16 protein-coding genes, 1 tRNA gene and 1 other RNA gene are annotated in these 22064 nt (G+C 68.1%); 6 read left to right on the top strand and 12 right to left on the bottom strand.

Annotation, left to right across the window (positions count from 1 at the left end; all coding sequences use genetic code 11):
- Window positions 1–8 precede the first annotated feature (8 nt).
- Window positions 9–1331: an alginate O-acetyltransferase AlgX-related protein gene (locus tag A37U_RS45230; RefSeq protein ID WP_157183017.1), complete on the top strand. Its 1323-nt coding sequence runs from the start codon at window positions 9–11 to the stop codon at window positions 1329–1331.
- A 21-nt stretch (window positions 1332–1352) separates the two neighbouring features.
- Here the strand turns inward: A37U_RS45230 and A37U_RS0125085 are convergent, their stop codons facing one another.
- The 4 genes from A37U_RS0125085 to A37U_RS48545 form a co-directional block, all read right to left on the bottom strand.
- Window positions 1353–5063, bottom strand: a complete 3711-nt coding sequence (locus tag A37U_RS0125085) for an FkbM family methyltransferase (protein WP_020499425.1) — start codon at window positions 5061–5063, stop codon at window positions 1353–1355.
- On the bottom strand, window positions 5056–6147 hold the full coding sequence (locus A37U_RS45225) for a hypothetical protein (RefSeq protein ID WP_157183016.1): 1092 nt from the start codon (window positions 6145–6147) through the stop codon (window positions 5056–5058). The genes A37U_RS0125085 and A37U_RS45225 overlap by 8 nt, the downstream gene beginning before the upstream one ends.
- Before the next feature lie 88 nt (window positions 6148–6235).
- Window positions 6236–7372, bottom strand: coding sequence for a hypothetical protein (locus tag A37U_RS0125075; protein WP_020499423.1), 1137 nt, complete (start codon window positions 7370–7372; stop codon window positions 6236–6238).
- 40 nt (window positions 7373–7412) lie between these two features.
- Window positions 7413–8474 (bottom strand): methyltransferase domain-containing protein, encoded by a 1062-nt coding sequence (locus A37U_RS48545; protein ID WP_020499422.1) that lies wholly within the window; start codon window positions 8472–8474, stop codon window positions 7413–7415.
- 24 nt (window positions 8475–8498) lie between these two features.
- Here A37U_RS48545 and msrA point away from each other — a divergent pair, with 24 nt between their 5' ends.
- The gene (gene msrA, locus A37U_RS0125065) at window positions 8499–9170 is read left to right on the top strand and encodes a peptide-methionine (S)-S-oxide reductase MsrA (RefSeq protein WP_020499421.1); all 672 of its coding nucleotides are present in this window, start codon (window positions 8499–8501) and stop codon (window positions 9168–9170) included.
- Window positions 9171–9616: 446 nt separating this feature from the next.
- Complete coding sequence (locus A37U_RS0125055; RefSeq protein ID WP_020499419.1) at window positions 9617–10645, top strand: hypothetical protein; 1029 nt, start codon at window positions 9617–9619, stop codon at window positions 10643–10645.
- Between the two features lie 7 nt (window positions 10646–10652).
- Here A37U_RS0125055 and A37U_RS0125050 read toward each other — a convergent pair whose 3' ends face one another.
- The 3 genes from A37U_RS0125050 to A37U_RS45215 all read right to left on the bottom strand — a co-directional run bounded on the left by A37U_RS0125050 (window position 10653) and on the right by A37U_RS45215 (window position 13839).
- Window positions 10653–11357 carry a TetR/AcrR family transcriptional regulator gene (locus tag A37U_RS0125050; RefSeq protein WP_020499418.1) on the bottom strand — a complete coding sequence of 235 codons (705 nt, stop codon included), beginning with the start codon at window positions 11355–11357 and terminating at the stop codon, window positions 10653–10655.
- A 66-nt stretch (window positions 11358–11423) separates the two neighbouring features.
- Complete coding sequence (locus A37U_RS0125045; RefSeq protein ID WP_020499417.1) at window positions 11424–12809, bottom strand: sugar porter family MFS transporter; 1386 nt, start codon at window positions 12807–12809, stop codon at window positions 11424–11426.
- A complete protein-coding gene (locus A37U_RS45215; RefSeq protein WP_020499416.1) occupies window positions 12802–13839 on the bottom strand; it encodes a Gfo/Idh/MocA family protein in 1038 nt (345 codons plus the stop codon). Before A37U_RS45215 ends, A37U_RS0125045 begins: the two co-directional genes overlap by 8 nt.
- Window positions 13840–13994: 155 nt before the next feature.
- Here A37U_RS45215 and A37U_RS0125035 point away from each other — a divergent pair, with 155 nt between their 5' ends.
- Window positions 13995–15179 (top strand): ROK family transcriptional regulator, encoded by a 1185-nt coding sequence (locus A37U_RS0125035; protein WP_020499415.1) that lies wholly within the window; start codon window positions 13995–13997, stop codon window positions 15177–15179.
- A 4-nt stretch (window positions 15180–15183) separates the two neighbouring features.
- Here the strand turns inward: A37U_RS0125035 and A37U_RS0125030 are convergent, their stop codons facing one another.
- The 3 genes from A37U_RS0125030 to ffs all read right to left on the bottom strand — a co-directional run bounded on the left by A37U_RS0125030 (window position 15184) and on the right by ffs (window position 18826).
- Window positions 15184–17289, bottom strand: coding sequence for a DNA polymerase III subunit gamma and tau (locus A37U_RS0125030; RefSeq protein WP_020499414.1), 2106 nt, complete (start codon window positions 17287–17289; stop codon window positions 15184–15186).
- 10 nt (window positions 17290–17299) lie between these two features.
- Complete coding sequence (locus A37U_RS0125025; RefSeq protein ID WP_020499413.1) at window positions 17300–18709, bottom strand: aminopeptidase P family protein; 1410 nt, start codon at window positions 18707–18709, stop codon at window positions 17300–17302.
- 22 nt (window positions 18710–18731) lie between these two features.
- Window positions 18732–18826, bottom strand: an RNA gene (gene ffs, locus A37U_RS49175) — signal recognition particle sRNA small type.
- 71 nt (window positions 18827–18897) lie between these two features.
- On the opposite strand from ffs, the gene A37U_RS0125020 reads away from it, so the two are divergent.
- Together A37U_RS0125020 and A37U_RS0125015 are read left to right on the top strand one after the other, a co-directional pair.
- Window positions 18898–18982, top strand: a tRNA-Ser gene (locus tag A37U_RS0125020).
- Between the two features lie 160 nt (window positions 18983–19142).
- On the top strand, window positions 19143–19931 hold the full coding sequence (locus tag A37U_RS0125015; protein ID WP_020499412.1) for a VOC family protein: 789 nt from the start codon (window positions 19143–19145) through the stop codon (window positions 19929–19931).
- Here A37U_RS0125015 and A37U_RS0125010 read toward each other — a convergent pair.
- Both A37U_RS0125010 and A37U_RS0125005 read right to left on the bottom strand, forming a co-directional pair.
- Complete coding sequence (locus tag A37U_RS0125010) at window positions 19928–21754, bottom strand: endonuclease/exonuclease/phosphatase family protein (RefSeq protein ID WP_020499411.1); 1827 nt, start codon at window positions 21752–21754, stop codon at window positions 19928–19930. The genes A37U_RS0125015 and A37U_RS0125010 overlap by 4 nt on opposite strands.
- Window positions 21755–21768: 14 nt before the next feature.
- A complete protein-coding gene (locus A37U_RS0125005) occupies window positions 21769–21972 on the bottom strand; it encodes a cold-shock protein (protein WP_020499410.1) in 204 nt (67 codons plus the stop codon).
- Between the last annotated feature and the right edge of the window lie 92 nt (window positions 21973–22064).

Genomic DNA, 22064 nt, shown 5'->3' with positions numbered 1-22064 from the left:
GTGTCCCGGTGAGTCGACGCAGGCCCGTCCACGGTGCTCCGGACGAGACGACGATGCCGATCGCGGTATACGAGTCGTGGCTGCCGCCCGAGCATCCGCTGCACCGGCCGCGGCACGGGCGTACCCAGCGGGTGGCGCTGATCTGTGTGGTCGCCTTCCTGTTACTCCCCGCCATCGCCTACGCGATCGGCATCCGCCCGACCGAGTTCGAGAACCACAAGCTGGCCGCCCTTCCCGGTCCGGACCGCGGCTTCGGCATGTTCACCGGTCTGGACAAGTGGGCCACGGACAATCTTCCGCTGCGCGAGGGCGGGGTGCGCGCCGAGGACGCGATCAGCCAGGGCGTCTTCGGTGAGCTGCCCCCCAAGGGCGAGGGTTCCGGTGGTTCCCCCTTCGGCCCCTCGACAGGCGGCGCCAGCTCGGTCACCCCGGAGGCCGAGGTCGCCGCCAAGCGCAACCAGTACCCCGAGGTGATCCGCGGCAAGGACGGCTGGCTGTACTACGGCATGGACGTCAGCATGAAATGCGTGACGGTGCGCTCGATGAACGACGTGATCGCCTCAGTCGCCCGCTTCGAGAAGATCCTGCGCGAATCCGGGCGCACCCCGGTCGTGCTCGTCCCGCCGGACAAATCGACCATTCTGAACCAGTACCTGCCGGACCAGTACGCGGGCAAGAAATGCATGACCGGGTACCGCGACAAATTCTGGCCCGAGATCGAAAAACAGGACCATATTCTCGACGTCCGCAAAACGCTCACCGATCTGCGCAAGGTGGACCCGGACGAGATCTATTTCAAGAACGACACGCACTGGGAGGACATGAGCGCGATCGCCGCGCTGCGTGCCGTCTGCGAACGGATCCAGCCCGGGGTCAGCAAGACCTGGAAGGCCGAAAAGGTCACCTCCACGACCCGCACCGGTGATCTCGCCCGGCTGCTCGGCAGCGACCAGACCGAGCCATGGCCACAGTACCGGCTCACCCCGGACGGGGTTTCCGGTGGCACACCGGAACAACCCACGAGCCTGCGTTCCATGACCACCGTGCGGAACCGACCGGCCAAGGGCATGATCGACGAGCCAGCGGTCGTACTCGGCGACTCGTTCAGCCTCCCGCTCGACAAATACGCCTCGAACATCTTCAGCAATGTCTCGTTCGGTGCCTATGACGATATGGACGGCGGGCTCACGCAGATTCAGAACATGATCGTGAATTCCAAGGTCGTCGTGCTCGAAATGCTCGAGCGCGGCATGGCGACCGGGGAAGCCCCGCTGCTGCGCCCGAAACAGCTCGACAAACTCGAGCAGATGCTCAAGCAGCACCCGAAATAGGTTCCCCGCTGCGCAGGACGCTCAATTCGGCCGCAACCACAGGGTGAGCAGCCCCGGTTCGCTCGCCCGGGCGCGCGCGATGAGCACCTCCGGGTCACCGGCTTGGGTTTCCGGGCCGTTCTCGGTGACCGGAATGGCCGCATAGCCCGCTTCCCGGTAACCGTGCAGCGCGGTGCGCGGATCATCGCCGAGTTCCTCGATGGCCTCGGGACTGAACTCCACGACCAGATGCGGGCGATCGCGCTGGACGAGCCCGGCGAGCCCGGCGAAGGCGCGGTGGTCCCTGCCCTGCAGATCGGTCTTGATCACGTCGACCCGTCCGGCGAGCACGCTGGGCTGCCCGTCCAGGCGCAGCGCGGAAACCCGGGTGCCGCCTTCCCCGGTGTGCACCCGGATGTCGCCGCTGTTCTCGGCCTCGACGCGATCGATCCGCACACTCGCCTCGGTGTCCCAGGCGGCGAGTTCCAGTACCTCGACCGCGTTCGCCGCCTCGCCGGGCAGGTTCACCGCGAGATTTCGCCGAAGCAGCAAGGCATTCAGCGGATCGGCCTCCACGGCCACGATGCGCCGCACCGCTCCGCGCCCGCGCACGAGCGCGAGGCTGTGGTACCCGACGTGCGCGCCGATATCGAGGAAAGCACCCTCGCCCATCAGCTCGGCCATCAGCTTCGCCTCGGCGGTCTCCCAGCTGCGGTGATAGCGCAACCACGGCAGGATCACCGCATCCCGTGGCACGAGCAGATCACCGGCGTCACAGCGCACGACCTCGGTACCGTCCGGAAGCGGGGCGTGGCGCAGTCGTGCGGCGTCGTCCGCCGCGGTGAGCCGCCGGTTGAGTTCGGCGATCTGGTACTCGTCGTTGTCCGAGCGCGCATCGCGTTCGGCGAACTGCCGGTTGATATCGGCGAAGGTGGCCCCGATTTCCTCGGCATTGCCCGCGAATCCGGTGCGCAGCTCATCGAGATCGCGTTCCAGATTGCCGATCCGCACCACGTTCCCCGGTGTCTCGGCACGCAGTTCCCGGTAGCCGGTGTGCAGTTCATCGGTGAGCGCGGTCAGCCGGTTGGTGTTCGCCCCGGTCTCATCCGCCTTGGCACGCAAGGAATCCACCGTCGCCTCGAGCCATTCGATGCGCTGCAGCAGCCGCCGCGCGGTCTCCTGGCCACCACTGGTGAGTTCGCCGAGCACGGCGCGCTGGTGCACATCGTAGTGATCGAGCAGCCGCAGCATCGCCTTGCGCACGGCAGGGGCGAGCGGATTGCGCGCGCTCGTCCCGGGTTCGGCGCGCCAGTCCAGCGCGGCGCTCGCGGAATCCAGAGGTGCCAAGGGATCCGGGATCGGTTCCGGCTCCGGCACGGGCTCCCGCCCGGCCAGCCAGGCGGCGTGCGCGGCGTGCAGCTGTTCGCCGACCCAGGTGGCGGCCGCGGTCATGGAATGCTCGCGCAGCATGTACTCCCGCGCGGCCCGGGCCCGGCGCGCGGCCTCGGCCGGGTCGTCGACGATCCGGCGCATCGCCTCGGCAGCGGCACGGATGTCCGGCTGCGCCCACAGTGCGTCCTCGTGGTACGGGAAGCAGTCCTTGCCGACCGGAACCAGCGAATAGGGGACCGGCCACCCGGTCTTGTCATCCACGAACTCGGTCGTCGAGGAGTAATCCGTTGCCACGACAGGGATTCCCATGACCATCGCCTGTGCCACGGTGAGCCCGAAGCCCTCACTGCGGTGCAGCGAGACATAGGCGTCGCTCTCCGCGTACAGCGCCTGCAGGTCCTCCGGGGAGAGGTAGCGTTCGAGCAGTGTGATCCGCTCGTCCCCGAGCACGGCCATCCGCAGCCGCTCCGCCGCGATCGGATGCAGGTCCGGATTGATCGCCTTGAGTACCAAGCGCACATCGTCACGGTCCCCGAAGGCGCGCCGGAACGCATCCACCGCGCCCCAGGGGTTTTTGCGCTCACCGACCGAGTTGAAGTCGAAGGCGAACAGGAATTGGGTGTATTCCTTGGTTTTCGGCTCGACGGACGCGATCTCGCGCACCGGGGCGGGAAAGACCTTTACCGGCAGGGTGGTGTGCTGACGGATCGCCCGCGCGCAGAACTCGCTGACCGTCCAGATCTCGTCCACCAGTTCGAAGGCCGGATGCAGCCATTCCGGGAACTCCTCGAGCTCCCAGGCCCAGAACCCGATGCGGTAGCGGTCGGCGAACACCTCGGGGTGCGCCTCGGCCATCACCTGGGTCTGGTCGGCGTTCACGCACAGCAGGCTCACCCCGTAACGCGCCGCACCCTCGGTGTCCGGGCGGGCCATCGCGGTGCGGTTGGAGACCGCTTTCTCCTCGACGACCGAACTGATCGGAATCCCCGAGGCGGCGACCGCATCGTGCAGCAACCGCGCCATTTCCCCGAGTCCGAGTACCGCGGTGAGGTAGCCGAGCATGTTCACCCCGGGCCGCTTGTCCACCGCGACGGTCCGCGGTTCGGAGTGCGCGGGAAGGGCCCAGGAAGGCAGGCCGAACTCGGCCACCCCGGATTGTCCGCACCAGTACCGGAATCCGGCGTTGTCCTGCGCGTAGGGGCGCGGGAAGGCGCGGCGCAGATCGGCCCGCCCGCTCCACACCGACATCAGCAGCCGGTTCAGCCCGCTGCGTTCCTGTGCCCGGTCCGCGGGTCCGGCGAGCCAGTGCGCGAAGGCGTCGGTGCCATCGTATGCGTGCGGTGGCACGGGTTCCACGGTTCGGGTGCGCCGCGCGGAATCCGGGCGCTCCGCCTCGATCCACGCGCCGCGGAACAGCCTGCGCATGACCGAGGTGATCGGGGTGCCGTCGGCCAGCCGCGCGAATCCATAGGGGATCGCCTCGAGGGTTTCCGCGTAGCCATTGGCTTTCAGCGCCGCGCCATAGGAATCGCAGAGCTCCCGCAGGATCGGGTTCGCGGAGAGCACCACCCGCGGCTCGCGCGCGCAGTGATAGCTCAGCTGCCAAGGCCGCTCCGGGCGGTACCCGCTGAAGTGGAAGAACCGCAGCGGTGCGCCGTTCACCAGGATCGCGCCGTCCAAGCCCTTTTCCAGCGCGCGCTCGTGCGCGTTCCAGTAGGCGAGGTTGAAACCGGGATCGCGCAGCACCGTGTGCCGGAACAGCGCGGGCACCTGGTCGACCCAGCGCTGATCGGTGAACAGCTGCTCCTCGGGCGCCGCGATCGCGTCCGTGCGCAGCCGTTCCGCCCAGAAATCCAGGAACGGTCCCGCTCCCGGGCCGCAGGCGAGGAAACCGAGGTTGAAGATCCCGGTCCCCATGATCACACCCTCGCCCGGTTCCTTGCCGTCGCGCGGCATCGGGTCGAGCACGTGCGGGGTCAGCACCAGGTCGTGTTCGATCGCGAGCTCGGTGAGTTCCGGCATCGGCGCGTACACCGTGATGTCCGGGTCCAGGAACACCGCGACCGTGCTGCGTTCGAGCAGCACCCGCAGCAGATACGGCTTCACCGCGGTGGCCAGTTCGGTCACCGAGTAGGCGGTCGCCATGCGCAGGTATTCGCCTGCCTCGATACCGAAGGCCGCGGGCCCGAGAATGCGCGCACCCGCCTCGTACTCGTCCCGTTCGGCGGGTGCGTCGATGACCGTGATCCAGAACTCGTCACCGGGGTGGGTAGCGAGATAGCTGGCGGCGAGCACCCGTGCCGCGGGCAGATAGTTGGCCGCGACGACGGTGCACGCCGTACGCCGCGCCGCCTCAGCCATCGGCGGGAACGGCCTTCAGCTGGTCCTGCAGCACCTTGGTGAACTGCTGCTGCACGGTAGCGAAATCCGGGCCGTAGACGTGCACCCGCACGATCTCCGTGCCGTGCGCGTAATGCGCGCGGATCTCGCTGTTCTCGCCCGCCTTGTTCGGCTGGACCTGTGCCGCGGCGACACCCTTCGGCTGACCGTCGAGCTTCTTCATGCCGTTGGACAGCTCGGCGTCGTTGAGTTCCTTCACCGCTTCGGTCGCGCCCTGCGGGGTGCTCGCCTTCGCCGCGATCAGCGCGAAGGTGTTCTCGCCCTGGTGGCTGACCTTGAACACGGTCTTGCCGACGACCGCGTTCGTGTAGGCCTGCTGTTCCTGCGGATTGAGGTAGTTCGCGCCGGAAAGGCTCTGCAGGTCTTTCACGTTCGCGTGGTCCTCGGTCTGGCCGGGCGGATCGATCAGGCCGAGCTGATCGGGCTTCGGTTTCGGCTTCGGCTGCTCCCCGCCGCCCTGACCCTGGGAATTGTTCTTGTCCCCGCCCGCCTGCGGCGGCTGCGAGCCCGAACCCTGGCCGAACAGCAGCCAGGCGCCGACGGCGAGCACCACGATCAGCACGACCCCGGCGACGATACCGATGACCTTGCCACGGGCACCCTTGTTCTGCTCACCGGTTTCCGGGCCCTGCTTGACCCATTCGGAGCTGCCCGCGGCCAATGGCGGGAACTCGTCGCCTGCCCACGGCGGATCGTTGTCCTCCTGCGGCGGCTGATCGAACATGCCCTGCTGGGGCTGCTGCGGCTGCTGGTAACCCTGTTGATAGCCCTGCTGGTAGGCCTGCGGCTGCTGGCCGGGCTGCCATTGTTGCTGGGGTTGCTGCGGCTGTTGCTGCTGCGGCCGGCGCCCGACGACCTGGGTGGCGTCCGCTCCGGTGTCCGTGATCGGCGGGATGAACTGGGTGCTGTCCATCGAGGTGTCCGGCGGCGGGGATGCGTTCGCCGAGCTGAGCAGCTGGTCGCGACGGATGCGGTAGTCCTCAGCCGAAACCCGGCCGTTCACCAGGTCATCCTCTAACCTGCGCAGCTCGTCCTGCCAGGTCATCGCGACCCCCTTTGCGAAAAGATCCGTGAGCGTGGTCGCCTCATTGTGCACCGCGCCACGATCGAGTGATCGAGCGGGCCGACTCAGCTCAATTGGGTGGCAAAGCCTTGGCCACGGACTTACCGAAGCCCGCGTAGCCGGACTTGAGGCTGTCCGCCTTGTCCAGTTTCGCGGTGGCGGAGGCGACGAGCACGGTCATCCGGTCCGAGCAGTACGCGCCCCGGTAGTAGACGCCCTGCTTGTTCGAGAGGCTCAGCGTGCTGGTGTTCGCGCCGAGCAACCCGTCGCGGGTGTCGGTGAACCCGAGCGAGCGCTGGAAGTCGTTGAGCCCGGCCGCCGTGAGCTGGCAGTTGCGCTGGCTGGTGCCCGGGATGACCGCGAGCAGATAGAGCTCCGTTCCGGACCGCACCGACTGGCGCACCAACATCGAGCGCGGACCGGCCTTCTGGATGTTCTGCGCGATCTGTTCGGTGTAGTACCCGGCCTTCACGATCGAATCGATCGGCTGCATGTCCGGGGCCTTGAGCGGCACCCCCGGCAGCTTCGGCAGGCGCGCGGCGAGCCCGGAGGGGAGCACGGCGGGCCCGGTTGCCTCGGTACTCGCCGGGGACGGGGGCGGTCCCTGGCGCTGTGGCGCTGGCTCGGAAACGTTCCGGAACGCCAGCAACCACACGAGCAGGGCGACGAGCGCGAGCACGAGCACCCCGCCGATACCGGCGAGCAGGAGCTTGCCGGACTGGGAGAGTTTGCGGCGCGGCTGCTTCGGTTCCGGCAGCTCGGGGACCGGCGCGGACGGCTGTCTCTGCTGGCGCTGCCACGGCGGTTGCTGCACGGCCTGGGGCGGTGCGGGCTGCTGGTGCACGGCCTGGGGCGGTGCGGGCTGGGGCACCGGAGGGAACGTCGGCTCTTTCTTGGGTTCCTCCGTGGGAACCGGCGGGATCGGGTTGGTCAACTCCTGTGGAGTCTGTTCCGGTACCGGCTTCTTCTCCGGTTCCTCCTCCACGTTCCCGACCGCCGGACCGCGTTCCCACGGCGGGCGCAGCTGCTGGGTGTCCCGTTCGGCATTGCGGCTCGGCGACTGCGAACGCCAGCCTGCTGCCGGGCCCGCGGTCGGCCCGGAAGCGCCCGCGAGCAGATCGTCCGCGCGGCGGCGGTGCTCACCGGCATCGATCTTGCCCTCGGCCAGTTCGTTGTCCAGCTGCTCGAGCTCGTCCTGCCAGCTCATCGTCGTCTCGGATCCCAGTCTTATCGGCGCTTGTCGGCTCTTATCGGCGGATGAGGTACGTGCGGCTGTGCCACGGCTCGCCCGCGAAATTGTCCTGTACCGCGCACAGCACTCGTGCACCGCAGTGTTGCACCAGTTCACGCACGAGGGAATCCGGCATCGGGTGCATCTCGATCCCGCCGTCGGGATCCGCGGGCCGCTCGACCGGTTCCGAGGCTCCCTCGGTGACCTCGACCTCGAGCCGCGCCACCGGGGAACCCGCGTCCGCGAACCAGCGCACCAGCTCCTGCACCAGATCCAGTTCCAGGACGTAATTCCCCGGCCGCTCCGGCGCGGTGACCTCGAGTTCGAGCACCGTCGCCGCGCCCGGTTCCACCGCGTGCGTCAGACCCGCGCGGCCATCGTCCTGCACGAGCATCCGCTGCCCGCTGCGCCAATGATTACCGAGCAGGATCCCGCATCCCGCGGGCCAGACGGCGTCGCCCCGATTGGTCACCTCCACCCGGAGCATCGCGGTCTGACCAGCCAAGATGTGTTCCGGGACGGCGAGCACCCGCAGCTGCGCGCGGCTCGCCGACTCCGGGAGCGGGCCGGGCACCCGGGGCGCGACCGGTACCTGCAGCACGACCAGACCGCCGGAAGCCACCACCCGCAGCATCTCCACCAGCGCGGTGACCTGGATCGGCGGCGGGAGATGCTGGAGCACCACGAGACTGACCGCGCCATCGAACGCGCCGTCCTCGAACGGGAGCGTGCGCCCGTCATAGGCGTGGAACTCCGCGCGCGCACCGGCCCGGTTGTAGCGCCGCGCGAGCGCCACCATGCTGCGCGAAATGTCCACCCCGGTCACCCGATGCCCACGTTCGGCCAGCGCACAGGAAAGACGGCCCACCCCACAGCCGAAATCGAGCAGCCGCTCACCCAGTTCAAGACCGTTGTCCGCCAGCTTGCGGTGCAGCCACGCCGCATTGCGCACCCCGGTCGCCATGAACTCCTCGAACTCCCAGCCACCGTTGCGCCGGTCCGGTTCGCTGAACACCGCCCACAGCGGGTCACGGGTGCCCATCTCCTCCCACACCGCGCGCAACCGCTCGACGCTCACCCCACTTGCCCCTAACCTTGAAGTATGGCGCTGTTCGGACGTGACAAGACCAAAACTGTAACCGCAACCGAGGCACTGCCCGGCAGGGACGAGCCCATGCGGATACCGTCGGCGCACGCCGTCCACCCCGATCGGCGCATCCTCCCGCCGTTTCCCGAAGGCGTGCACACCGCCGTATTCGGGATGGGCTGCTTCTGGGGCGCCGAACGGATCTTCTGGCGCCTCGACGGCGTCTACTCCACCGCGGTCGGGTACGCGGGCGGATACACCCCCAACCCCAGCTACGAAGAAGTGTGCAGCGGGCTCACCGGCCACACCGAAGCCGTACTCGTCGCCTACCGGCCCGGATCCATCGACTACACCGAACTACTGCGCACCTTCTGGGAAAGCCACGACCCCACCCAGGGCATGCGCCAGGGCAACGACATCGGCACCCAATACCGTTCCGCCATCTACTACGCGAGCGAAGAACAGCGCGTCGCCGCCGAGCACAGCGCCGCCCGCTACGGTGAAGCCCTGCGCGCCGCCGGTAAGGGCGAGATCAGCACCGAAATCGCGCCGCTGACCCAGTTCTACTACGCCGAGGAATACCACCAGCAGTACCTGCACAAGGTGCCGAACGGGTACTGCGGCATCGGCGGAACCGGGGTGAGCTGCCCGGTCGGGATCGCGGTGGATGCGCCCGACGGCCTCTAAGGGTTCCTAACACGGGATGATCGTGATGAGCGATCAAGGCCAAGAGCGTGATCCGCCGCATGAGTCGATGCGTGAGGCAAAAGAGGGGCAACGAGGACGCGACAGCCACGGTACTCAAAGACTCGGAAGAGATACCGTCCGCCCTTGACGCGGAGACCGTAGGCAGCGTGGAGACGGCGCGCGTGGTCAACGATGCGCTGAGTACCCTATCCAAGTAGACGGCACAGCAGGCCGAGCCGACAGAGTAGACGCGCTCAGACTCCAGGTGTGAGTGGGGCGAACGTCGGTTGCAGGAGTGCATTGAGGCAGCTCGAACAGGGCATGCCAGAGAAGCGGGCGCCGTATTGCTCGATCTGTTATCGTCTAGACATGTTTTTCTCCGATCGGCGTGCATTCGTCGCACACCCGAGGGCGGGGGTGCCGGGGTGAGCTGGTCCGGAGGGCCGTTGTCCGGGTTGGCGTCGACCTGTGCGTGGGTCGACGACCAGGCCGGTTGGACACCGGGTACGGCGCGAGCGAAGGTCGCGGATCGGTGGTCGCGGCTGGACGTGCAGACGGTGCATGAACGCAGCGCGCGCCGCGCGGGGATCAGCCGCGAGGCGATGGTGCGAACGCTCGGCGAGTACTATGGAGGCGATGCGCTCCACCGGGTTCGTTTCGGCAGGAAGAGTATCGCGACCACGATCACGACCCGGCCGGAATGGCTCAGCAGCCCGCCCGACAAGGCGATGTTCGTTGCGCCGCAGGATGTTCGCGGGATCGAGTTGGATGATGCTGCGACGCAGGCGGTCATTGAGCGGCTTGCCGAAGGAATCGTGCTCGACACCCAAGACAGGGCGGTTTTCGGTGCATCTCGTCTCACGGAGTACGCGGTCACGAGTGGTCTCTTGGCGGCCGAGCTCGCGGACAGTGTGACGTGCAAGGAGAATATGCCGCTGCGGGATCGATGGCTGCCGGACTTGGCGACCGCGCTCGATCTCGGCGGTCGCCCGTGCGTGAGCAGGGTGACGACGCTGTATGCGTTCGCCCGGCGCCGGTCCGAGCCGAGCTATGTGCTCGTGGTCCCGGATGGTTTCCACCGACCGATGATCGACCCGCGCGCCGATTTTGCGATCGAGGAGACCGTGCGGCGCGAGTTCGAAGAGCAGCTACCGCACCCGAATCACCTCCCCGAACCGATGCGCTGGCTGACCGAACACGATGCCCTGCATATCGCACGCACCGGCTTCGGGATCACCCTCGTCAACGGCAACTACGAATTCACCGCCCTCGCCGCGATCGACGATCCGGAGTTCTGGGGTCAATACGGCGACGTTTGGCAAACCAACCGGGAAGCAACCGGCCTCCGGCTCTGTTCGACCCGCGATCGCGCTGCCCTGACAGACCTGCTCGCGGACGAATCACGAAGCAGCGCGGAGCTTTTCGCACTGTTGCAAGGCTTGGAATGGCTGAATAGCAACCAACGAACCCCGTAGCCCGGCTTTACCGAAGCTGCACAGCGGTGATTCCGGCGAGCACGAGATCGATTCCGGCTAGGAACTGTTCGCGGTCGTCGTGTTCGCGGGCTTGATCGGCGACGGCCCGGGTGAAGGGGTATTCCTCGGGGTCGAGTTCTTCCCATGCCTTGGATACGGCGTCGACGAATTCGGCGCGTTCGGCCTCAGTTCGGAGACGGCGGACGCTTGCGGCGTTGGCGGCGTTCTGTCCGGCGGCACCGAGTATATAGTGCACGAGCCCGGATGTCGCGGTGAACCAGTTTTCCTTGGGCACACCGAGTTCCCTGACTTTCCTGCCGATGCTTTCGAAGATCCGTGGGGTGACGGGTCCCCATGGTTTGCGGGAGAACTGGGTGGCGAGCTGGGGGGCCAGCCACGGGTGCCGGTCGATGGCGTCGAACAGGCCGAGCGCGATGGCGCGGATCTGGTCCTGCGGTGAATCCGCCGGCTCAGCGGGTTTCGCGGCCAGCGCGGCGGTGATGACCCCATCGGTGGCGGCCTCGAGCAGTTCGCCTTTGTTCGCCACATGCCAGTAGATCGCTCCGGGCCCGGTGGCGAGGCGTTCGGTCAGGGCCCGGAAGGTCAGTCCGCCATCACCTGCCGAATCGAGCAGTTCGACGGCGGCATCGATGATGCGTTCGCGCGAGAGCGCTTCGGCGCGCCGCTGCGTCCGGCTCGTCCGCGTTGCCATACGGCCAGTCTGACACACCTGGAGCATCGTTCCAACCGAAGCGGAGCGCTGTTCCGGTAAACCGGTTCACCGCTGCACGGCGCTCGGCCACTGCCCGTTGTTGTTCCAGTAGTCGCGAATTTCCTCCAGGGTACGGTGTTTGGTCTCCGGGGCCATCCGGTGCATGAAGATCCACGCGGCGACCGAGAGCACCATGAAGACACCGAACGCCCAGGCGCCACCGAGTGCGTCGAGCATGCCGGGGAAGGCGAAGGTGGCGATGAGGTTGGCGATGAAGTCGGTGATCAGCAGGGCCGCGGCGCCGACACTGCGGAGTTTGGCGGGAAACGCCTCGCCGCAGTAGACCCAGATCAGCGAACCGATTCCGAAGTAGAAACCGACGTAGAACAAACCGATCGCGCCGACCGCGACGTATCCCATGGCCCCGGAAGGCCCGCTGGCGAACACGATCATCATCACCGCGTGCCCGATGATCATGCCCGCACCGCCGAGCAACAGTGGCCTGCGGCGCCCCCATCGATCGACGACGAGCATAGAGAGCACGACGCCGACAATGGAGAACACCTGCACGATCGCGGAGACCAGAATGGAGTTCGAGGCACTGCTGATTCCGGCCTGCTGGAAGATCAGCGGGCTGTAGTACAGGATCGTATTGGTGCCGGTGATCTGCACGAAGAAACCGAAACCGATGACGAACAAGGTGGCGCGCGCGTATTGGCGGGTGAAGATTTCCCGGAACCGCCCGATTTCCCCGCCCGCAAGGTCGGCGCGGATATCGGCGAGGCGCTGCTCGGCGACATCCGGATCGATGCGGCGCAGGGTACCGAGCGCGTCCTCGTACCGGCCCCGCATGGCATACCATCGCGGGCTGTCCGGGAACCGGATGATCGCGGCGAGCACGGCGACCGCTGGGATCGCGGAGAGGCCGAGCATGAGTTCCCAGGAACCGCTGTCCGCGAGTCCCCAGTCGACGAGCAGCGAGATCACCACGCCCGCCGAGGTGAAGAACTGGTATGAGGTACCGAGTTTGCCGCGCTGGTGTTCCTGAGCGAATTCGGAGATGAAGATCGGGGCGACCACGGTGGACAGTCCGATCGTGATGCCGAGGAACAGGCGCACGACGGTCAGCCACACGATGCCCCATGGCACCGCACTGAGCGCGGCGAACAGGGCGAACCCGATGGTGATCACCACCATGGTGTGCTTGCGGCCCAGCGAATTCGCCATGCGTGGCCCGATGACCGCGCCGAACAGGCTGCCGACCACGACGATCGAGGTGATCACCGAAACCCACAGCGTGTTCAGCTGGTACTGCTGTTTGAGCACGACCAGCGCACCACCGATGGAACCGCTGTCGTAGCCGTAGATCACGCCGATGACTGCGGCGATGAGCGCGACCCGGGTACCCAGACGCGTTGTGGTGCGGGGGTTTCCGGCGAGCATCTCAGGCATGGGACACCGCGCCCGATCCGGACAGGGTCGGGGTGACCGGCGTTGGCGCCCCGGTTTCGAGTGATTCGAGAATCGCGAGCACGACATCGGTCACCATTGCGCCGTCGGCGATCCCCGGCCCGACGGGAGCGCCGTCCAGCAACCGCGCGGCGAAGGACTGGACCATCCAGGTGGGTGGGCCCTGCAACCGCCCGTCGAGTTCCCCGCCGAGCAGGCCCGGCCAGCTGTAGTCCTCGGCGGCCAGGCGCACGCTCTGATCCTGCAGATCCACATCGACGGCGGCCTCGGTGCCGACGACCTGATACTTGAAGTCCACAATGGACGGTTCGGAATCGGGCAGCACCCAGGTCGAGGTCAGGTTCGCGGTGGTGCCATCGGCGAAAGTCAGCAGCGCGTGGATGACATCCCAGGTGTCGATACCGAGCGAGGCAAGCCGACCCCGCGAGCCGCGGGCGACCACGGAGGTGATCGCTTTGTCCGCGACCCAGGCCGCGGCATCCACGGTGTGGCTCATCAGGAACCACGCGGGCGAGGATTTCGCCGCCCAGGACAGCATTTCCCGTGGCACGTAATAGGTATTGGACAACAGGATGTTCTGGGTGAGCACCTCGCCGAACCTCCCGGCGGCGGAAAGCTCGCGCAACCGGCGGATCGCCGGGTTCCACCGGTTCTCGAATCCGACCAGGCACTGCACGCCCGCCGCAGCCACCGCCTCGTGGATCGCGCGGATGTCCTCGCGGGTGGTGGCGAGCGGTTTCTCGATCAGCAGATGCGCACCGGCCTTCGCACTGTCCACCGCCACATCCCGGTGCGCGAAGTCCGGGGTCGCCACGATCACCGCGTCCGGTTCGGTGTCCGCGAGCATTTGCCGGTGATCAGTGAACGCGGCCACGCCGAACTCCTCACCGAGCTGCTGCGCACTGGACTGGTCGAGGTCGCACACCGCGACCACACCGACCCCGGGCGCCTCCCGCAGCGAACGAGCGTACATCCGGCCACGAATCCCGCTTCCGACGATGCCGAACCTCATCACAGCCACCTCGCTACAGCCACATTGCCTTGGATCTCAGTATGTTTACTCTTTAAACTAACCTAGGTCAATAGTGCTTGGGCTACGGCTCTGGCCAGCCAATTCACTACGTTGTATGTTGAATCCGAAACAAACCCTAGGAGGCGAGGAGTCGGATGGCAGCCGAGGCACCGTTGATCTCGCCCGTGCTGGCCAGTGAGGTCAACCGGGCACGGATCATGCAGGCCCTCTACGACACCGGCCCGCTCTCCCGCGCCGAACTCGCCCGGCTGACCGGGGTCTCGCGCGCCACGATCGGCAGTATCACCGCACAGCTGATCGACAACGGGCTGCTCGCCGAGGGGGACAGCCGGCCGAGCAGCGCAGCGGGCGGCAAACCCTCGCGGCCACTCTGGTTCGCCGAGAACGCCCCGCCGATCGCGAGCGCACACCTGTTACCCGGCACCGTGGAGGCCGCGCTCATCAGCGCAGGAGGCACCCTGCTCGCCCGCACCCGGCGGGAATACGACGTGCACGTTTCCGGTGGCGCGCCCGCACTCGAGGCGCTCACCGAAGCACTCACCGAGATCCGCGCGGCGGGCAGCGCGGAGCCGATGGGGATCGGGGTCGCGATCGGCGGCATGGTCGACACCGACAGCGGCAGCATCGTGCACATCGCGCTCGCCCCCGCGCTCGACGGCCTGCCCGTCGCCGAACACCTCAGCACCACCCTGGAGCTGCCCACCTGGATCGACGTGCATCCCCGGGTACAGGCGCTCGGCGACCGCTGGTTCGGCCAGGGGCGCGGCCGGGCCGGTTTCGCCTCCCTCTACACCGGCGAGGCCCTCGGCGTCGGCCTGGTCATCGGCGGCAGCGTGCACCGCGGACCGGGCGGAACGGGCGGCGAGGTCGGCCACACCACCGTCGATCTGCACGGGAAACCCTGTCACTGCGGGCGAATCGGCTGCTGGGAGACCATCGCCACGCACACTTGGCTACGCGCCGAGGCCCTGGAAAAGGGGCTTCCCGGAGCCGCAACCCTCACCGCGGGACCGCTCGCCCGTCTCGCGGCACGCGATCATCCACATGCCGCCGAACTTCTCGACGAGTACGCCCGCAATCTCGCCATCGGCATGGCGAATCTCCATCAGACCTTCGCCCCGGGACTGTTCATCCTGCACGGGGACGCCGTGGCCGCGGGCGAAACCCTGCGCGGTCGCATCGAGCACCAGCTGCACCGCGGCATCCCGCCGCATCCGGCCGGGCCGCCTCAGGTCGCGTTCACCAATCTCGACGACCACGCCACGCTCCTCGGCGCGGCCGGGCTCGTGCTCTCGCGCACGCTGCACATCGCGATCTGAACGGTTACTCGTCCCCGCCGATCTTGCGCGCGCCGAGATGTTCGGTGAGCAGGTCGATCGCCTCGTCCTCCGGGGTCCGCTGGTTCGCCCGTTCCTCCTCGGTCATCGGGCGCGCGGCCTCGGCGAGCATGGACTCGTCGTCCATCGGTTCGGGTGGCTCGGGCGGTTCCGGCTCGGGTTCCGGTGGCGGGGGTTCGGGGTCGGGTTCCCGGCGCTGGGTGCGTTTAGGCGGTTCGAAGCTCGGCTTCTGTTTCGGCGGCGCCGCCTGCGGGGCCGGTGCCGCCGCGTCGCCGTGCACCCAGCGCACCTGCCAGGTTCCCCCGAGCGCGTCGGTGAGCGCGGCGGCGACGACCTCCACGTTGTGCGGTTCGGACAGGCGACGCACGAGCGGAGCGGCCGGATGGGCGAGCACGATGGTGTTGCCCTCGACGGACTGCACGGTGGCCGCGGCGAGCATAGCCTGCACGGGGCGGCTGCGCTCGCGGAGCGCGGAGGTCACCTCGGACCACACGCTGCGCACCCCGGCCGCGTCCATGGTCCCGGTGCTCGTCGGCGGAACCTGACCGGCAACCGGTTCCGGATCGGGCGCCCGCGCGGCCTCGGGTTCCGGTTCCGGTGCGGGTTCGGGTTGCGGCTCCGGAGCGGGTTCGGGGGCCGCGGGTTCGGGGGCGCTCGCCGCCACCGGCTCGGGTTCCGGTGCCGCGGGTTCGGGTACGGCGGGTTCGGGTGCCGCGGGTTCGGTGGGCGCGGGTTCGGACAGCGCGGGTTCGGTGGGCGCGGGCTCCGGTGCCGCGGGTTCGGATGCCGGAGGTTCCGGTGCCGTGGGAGCAGCAGCCGCTTCCGGAGCGGGCGCGGCCGCTCGCTCACTCGGGCGCTGATACTTGGGCCGCTCCTGCGGTGCCTGCGCCGACTGCGCCTGTTCCGGCTGCGCCGCCGCGGCGGGAACTCCGGCGGCTACCCGTCGCTCCAGGCGCTCGACCCGTTGCAGCACAGCGGATTCCGTGTCACTGGAGGAGGGCAGCAGCATCCGCGAACACAGCAGCTCGAGTAGCAGCCGGGGCGCGGTCGCTCCGCGCATCTCGGTGAGCCCGGTGTGCAGGATCTCGGCGTACCTGGTCAGGGTCGCCTGCCCGAGGTCACGCGCCTGCTTGTCCATGGTGGCCAGCTGGTCCTCGGGCACCGCGACGAGACCACGCTCCGCGGCACCGGGCACCGCCTGCAGCAGTAGCAGATCGCGGAACCGGTCGAGCAGATCGGAGGCGAACCGGCGCGGATCGTGCCCTGCCTCGACGACCCGTTCCACGGTCCCGAACACGCTCGAACCGTCGGTCGCGGCGAGCCCGTCGACCAGCGAGTCCAGCAGCGTCACATCGGTGACCCCGAGCAGTGCGACCGCACGGTCATAGGTGACCCCGTCCGGACCGGCCCCGGCGAGTAACTGGTCGAGCACCGACTGGGTGTCTCGCGCCGAACCCCCGCCCGCGCGGATCACCAGCGGATACACGGCCGGTTCGACCGGGATTCCCTCGGCAGCGCAGTTCTGCTCGAGCAGCGCCCGCATCGGCTTCGGCGGGATCAGCCGGAACGGATAATGGTGCGTCCGCGAACGGATCGTCGGGAGCACCTTGTCCGGTTCGGTGGTCGCGAAGATGAAGATCAGGTGTTCCGGCGGTTCCTCGACGATCTTGAGCAGGGCGTTGAATCCCTGCGTGGTGACCATGTGCGCCTCGTCGACCACGAACACCCGGTAGCGCGATTCGGCGGGCGCGTAGAAGGCCTTGTCCCGCAGTTCACGCGCATCGTCCACACCACCGTGCGAAGCCGCGTCGAGCTCGACCACATCCACCGAACCGGGACCGTTCGGGGCGAGCGCGATACAGGAATTGCACTCCCCGCACGGCTCGTCGGTCGGGCCCGCGACACAGTTCAGCGAGCGGGCGAGGATGCGCGCGCTCGAGGTCTTCCCGCAGCCGCGCGGGCCGGAGAACAGGTAGGCATGATTGATCCGCCCGGCACGCAGCGAGGCCCGCAGCGGTTCGGTGACGTGCTCCTGACCGACAACCTGGGCGAAGGTTGCCGGGCGATACTTACGGTAGAGAGCCAGAACCACGTCAGCGAGCCTACCGAAGCCCGCTGACCCAGTCCTCGATGCCGTTCGCGGTAATCGGCAGCCCGTCGGAGAGCACCCGGCTGCCGGTCCCGGTCACCACGAGATCGTCTTCGATCCGCACCCCGATCCCGCGCAGTTCCTCGGGGACGGTGAGGTCGTTCGGGTGGAAGTACAGCCCCGGTTCCACGGTCAGCGCCATCCCGGCCTCGAGGGTGCCGTCGTGGTACGCCTCGGCGCTGGAACGGGCGCAGTCGTGCACGTCGATGCCGAGGAAGTGGCCGACCCCGCACACGATGTAGCGGCGGTGCTGCTGGCCCTTCGCCTCGAGCGATTCGGCGACGCTGACCGGAAGCAATCCCCAGTCGTGCAGCCCGGTGGCGAGCACCTCCATGGCCTTGCGCTGGAACGCCCGGTACTCCGCACCCGGTTTCACCTCGGCCATCGCGGCCACGTGCGCCTCGTGCACGAGCTCGTAGACCTTGCGCTGGGCCTCGCTGAACGTTCCTGAGACGGGGAAGGTGCGGGTCACATCGGCGGTGTAGAAGGAGTTCATCTCCACCCCGGCGTCCAGCAGCACCGCGGCGTCCTCGGTGAGCGCACCGTCGTTGCGCACCCAGTGCAGCACCGGCGCGTGCGGTCCGGCCGCGACGATCGAGGCGTACCCGACGCCGTTCCCCTCGGTGCGCGCCCTGCGATCGAAGGTGCCCTGCAGCCAGCGCTCCCCACCGTGCCGCAAGGCCTCCGGAATCGCGCGGGCGACATCCGTGAACGCGAGACTGGTCGCGTCCACAGCGGCCTGTAGCTGGCCGATCTCCCAGTCATCCTTGATCCGGCGCAGTTCGGAGAGCACCCTGCGCAGCTCCGCGCCGTCCCCGAGCACCAGCGCGTCCAGTAGCGGCTCGATGCCCCTGGTCGCGAGTACCGGCGGGTAGTTGCCGCGCAGCGCGTTCGCCAGCTCCTCGATGGGGCGGCAGGTGATGCCGAGTGCCTGCTCCCATTCGGCGAGCCCGGGGACCGCGCCGATCCACAGCTCGCCGTCGCGGGCGCTGGCGAAGAAGTCCGCCTCGCTCGGGCCCGCCGGGGCGCGCAGGTAGAGCACCGCGTCGTGGCGGTCCCCGCTCGGGTGCATGACCAGCACGGCCCCCTCGGCACGGCAGCCGGTGAGCCACACGAAGTCCGAGTCCGGCCGGAAGTCGAAGTCGGTGTCGTTCGCCCGGACCGGCGCGCGCCCGGCCGCGACCGCGATCCGCTGCCCGGCGAACTCGTGGGACAGGCGCGCCCGGTGCTCGGCTGCCGCCGCGGACTGTCCGTCGAGCACGCTCGGTGTCCGGTCGGCGGCGCCCCAACCGTCCGCGACGAACTCGCGGAACCCATCGGCCTCGGTCAGCTTGCTCGGATCCCGGCGTGCTGGACGGTTCACCGCGCCCCCTGTGTGTAGGCGAAAAAGGGGACCCCGTGCACCCGCCAGAGCCCGCTTATCCTTGCTGCCTTCCGGCCCTGGGGAGGTTCACAGGATGGACGCCGCACGAGGTCCGCCGTCGAGTGTAGTCACCATCGGCTGTCGATGCCCATGCGGGTTCACGAAACCCGGCGCGTATACTTCTTCGCGGAGGATTCGCCTAGTGGCCTATGGCGCACGCTTGGAACGCGTGTTGGGTTAACACCCTCGCGGGTTCAAATCCCGCATCCTCCGCCCTGAGCCGAGGGCCCGGTGCTCGAACACCGGGCCCTTCCGGCCGGGGACCAAAGTCATCCCTTGCTTCACCGGCCGGTTTTCGTCGGCACCCAGGTCTATCTTCGAAACACCAGCCCGGCGGCGAGCAGCCGGGCGCGTATCGCAACGGAGCGAGAAGATGACCATCAGCGAACGTGTATTCGCACCGGGGACACCCTGTTGGGTCGACCTGTTCACCTCGGACAAACAACAGGCGAGACAGTTCTACGAGGGCCTGCTCGGCTGGGCGGTGGACCCGGACAACGCGGAGTTCGGCGGGTACTCGAGCGCCCGCGCGGACGGGGCTCAGGTCGCCGGTCTGATGGGGCACGATCCCGGCGATGGTATTCCGGATTCCTGGAGCACCTACTTCGCGACCGCGGACATCGGAGCGTCCGCCGCGGCCGCGAGCGAGCACGGGGCGACGGTGACCGTCGAACCGATGCCGGTCGGCGATCTGGGCAAGATGGCGGTGCTCATCGATCCGCTCGGCGCGGCGTTCGGGCTCTGGGAACCGGGTGACTTCAACGGTTTCGAGAAGGTGGCGGAAAACCGGTCGGTGGTGTGGACGGAGTACCACAGCGCCGATTTCCAGCGGTCCACGGACTTCTACGCCCAGGTCCTCGGGGGCGTGTTCGAGTCGATGGCCGACAGCGATGAGTTCCGCTACTCGACCATGCGGATCGGCGAGAACGTCGTGGCGGGCATGGCGGATCTGCGCACCATGGAACCCGATCCGGGCACCTCGCGGTGGCTGAACTACTTCGGCATCGAGGATGTGGACGGCGCATTGGCCCGGGTACCCGAGCTCGGCGGGACCGTGCTCAGCCCCGCTTCGGACAGCCCGCACGGCAGGCTCGCCGATGTGGCCGACCCGACCGGTGCGGCGTTCCGGCTCATCGATCCCAGCAGGGCGACGAGCGCTTAGCGCAGCGGCCGCAGTCGGGCCACCTGGGGATCGTGGTCGGAGACCTGATCGGCGAATTCCGCGTTGAGGTGCACGATGTCGTAATCCGGCCTGCCCAGGCCCGGACTGGTGAGGATGTGATCGAGAACCTGCGAATTCCCTTGATACACATAGGAATACCGCTGTGCGGGTGGCAGCGTATCGACCAGATCGGTCAGGGCGCCGCCGCCGGTGAGGGTGCGCGCGGCCGGTGAGAACTGGTAGTCGTTCAGGTCGCCGAGCACGACGATGTTCGCGAGCGGATCCTTGGCCTCGAGTTCACCGACGAAACCGCGCACGAGCTCGGCCTGGGCGAGCCGTTGCGATTCAGAGGACCGCTGGGGTGGTTGGTATCGACCGGCGAGTGGCTGGTCGCCGCCCTTGGAATTGAAGTGATTGGCGAGGACGAACACGCGATGACCGCGGAAGACGAACTCGCCGGCGAGCGGCTTCCTGCTGTCCAGCCAGGCCGGGGAACGCGGCGCGATCCGGCCGGGAGAAGCCGAGAGCTCGGGCCTGCCGGGTTCGCCGAGCACCCGCACGGCTTCGGTCGCCGAGCCACCCGGACGGTCCACAACGGACACTCGCGCGGGGTTGTAGAGGAACACAGTGCGGATGTTCCCGCCCGGTTGGCCACCATCGGCGCCATCGGCCGGATCGATCTGACGCCACCGGTAGTGCGGTCCACCGGCGGCCGCGATCGCCTCGGTGAACTTGTCGAGGGTGACTCCGGCCGAGGTGACCCCCTCGTCGGCCGGCCCGTCGTCGTCCTGGATCTCCTCGAGCGAGACGATGTCCGGTCCGGCGAGGTTACCGGTGATCCCCTCGGCCAGCCGGTCGAACTTGGCCGGATCATCTTGCGGGGAAAGGTTTTCCACGTTGTAGGTGGCGACCGCGAGCTCGTTCGGGCGCTGTGTCCGGGTCGTCTCCCGCGCCAGGCCGCCGTGCCGCAACACCCCGAGCCGCGCCGCGCGCAGCTCGTAACCGCCGAACTGGGAGTAGCCGAGCGGGCCGACCGTCAGGCCACCGAGCCGGTCACCGGTATCGGCCGCGGGCAAGGGTGCGGTCCCCGGCAACGGACTCACCAGCAGCCGCCCCGAGTTGGGCCGCGCGTAGGACCCATAACGGGTACCCCCGCGCGGGGTCAGGTTGTCCCGTTCGCGCGCGGTCACCCACAATTCGCCGTGCGAGTTGGTCGGCCCGACCACGCGCGCATCGCGCACCGCGACGAGTTCGCTTTCGTGCGCCTTGTAGAAGTCGAGCGCGTACCGATCGGGGCGCAGCCGGTGGTATTCGATGCTGCGTCCACCGGCCGAAGCGGTGAACGCACGGGGGACCGTGCGGTGATCGAGCAGCACCGGGAGAGGAATCGGCCCGCTCCCGGTCACCGTCCACGTGGCCGCGGTGATCTCGGTGAGCGGCAGATCGAGACTACGTTCCGGGGCCGCATCGGCGAAATGGTCGGTGACCGTACCGGACACGCTGACCGCGTCCCCGGTGCGCACCCGAGGGGTCTGCGCACCGGTGAAAACGACCAGCGCGGAGCTCGACCGTGCGGCGCGGGCGGAGTTCGCGAAGGTGAACCCTTGCGCGCTCCCCTTCGTGGTGACCGAAGTCACAATGCCGCGGACGCCCACGACTCGCTGCCCGTCATAGGGAGAACGGAAGGTCGTGCCGTGGATCTGCTGGATACTCGGCGATTCGGCCGCGATGGCGGACGGCGCCGCGGTCACCGTGCCGGCGAGCAGCAGGGCACACACGAGAAACCCCCGGCGGATCGGAATCCGCCGGGGGTTTCTCATCATGCGAAGTCTCGGTATCAGAGGGCGCGAACGTTCTGCGCCTGCGGACCCTTCTGGCCCTGACCGACCTCGAACTCAACGCGCTGGTTCTCCTCGAGGGTGCGGAAGCCGCTGCCCTGGATCTCCGAGTAGTGCACGAATACGTCCGAGCCGCCGCCCTCCGGGGAAATGAAGCCGTAGCCCTTTTCCGCGTTGAACCACTTCACGGTGCCCTGTGCCACTGTTGTCTCCTCACAACATGCCGGCGAAACAATAAGAAGCCGAGGGTTACGGCTTCCTGGTCGGAGTGTCAAACCGCGACTTCTCCGAATTG

The organism is Sciscionella marina DSM 45152, from assembly GCF_000379465.1.
GTDB classification, from domain to species: Bacteria; Actinomycetota; Actinomycetes; order Mycobacteriales; family Pseudonocardiaceae; genus Sciscionella; species Sciscionella marina.
The sequence above is the reverse complement of the archived record's forward strand: the minus strand, read 5'-3'. Positions and strand labels throughout refer to the sequence as shown.

Coding starts and splice junctions, on each gene's coding strand:
- A37U_RS0125085 (WP_020499425.1), bottom strand. CDS start 5,063: ATGGCTGAGGCGGCGCGGCGTACGGCGTGCACCGTCGTCGCGGCCAAC.
- A37U_RS45225 (WP_157183016.1), bottom strand. CDS start 6,147: ATGACCTGGCAGGACGAGCTGCGCAGGTTAGAGGATGACCTGGTGAAC.
- A37U_RS0125075 (WP_020499423.1), bottom strand. CDS start 7,372: ATGAGCTGGCAGGACGAGCTCGAGCAGCTGGACAACGAACTGGCCGAG.
- msrA (WP_020499421.1), top strand. CDS start 8,499: ATGGCGCTGTTCGGACGTGACAAGACCAAAACTGTAACCGCAACCGAG.
- A37U_RS0125050 (WP_020499418.1), bottom strand. CDS start 11,357: ATGGCAACGCGGACGAGCCGGACGCAGCGGCGCGCCGAAGCGCTCTCG.
- A37U_RS0125045 (WP_020499417.1), bottom strand. CDS start 12,809: ATGCCTGAGATGCTCGCCGGAAACCCCCGCACCACAACGCGTCTGGGT.
- A37U_RS45215 (WP_020499416.1), bottom strand. CDS start 13,839: ATGAGGTTCGGCATCGTCGGAAGCGGGATTCGTGGCCGGATGTACGCT.
- A37U_RS0125035 (WP_020499415.1), top strand. CDS start 13,995: ATGGCAGCCGAGGCACCGTTGATCTCGCCCGTGCTGGCCAGTGAGGTC.
- A37U_RS0125015 (WP_020499412.1), top strand. CDS start 19,143: ATGACCATCAGCGAACGTGTATTCGCACCGGGGACACCCTGTTGGGTC.
- A37U_RS0125010 (WP_020499411.1), bottom strand. CDS start 21,754: ATGATGAGAAACCCCCGGCGGATTCCGATCCGCCGGGGGTTTCTCGTG.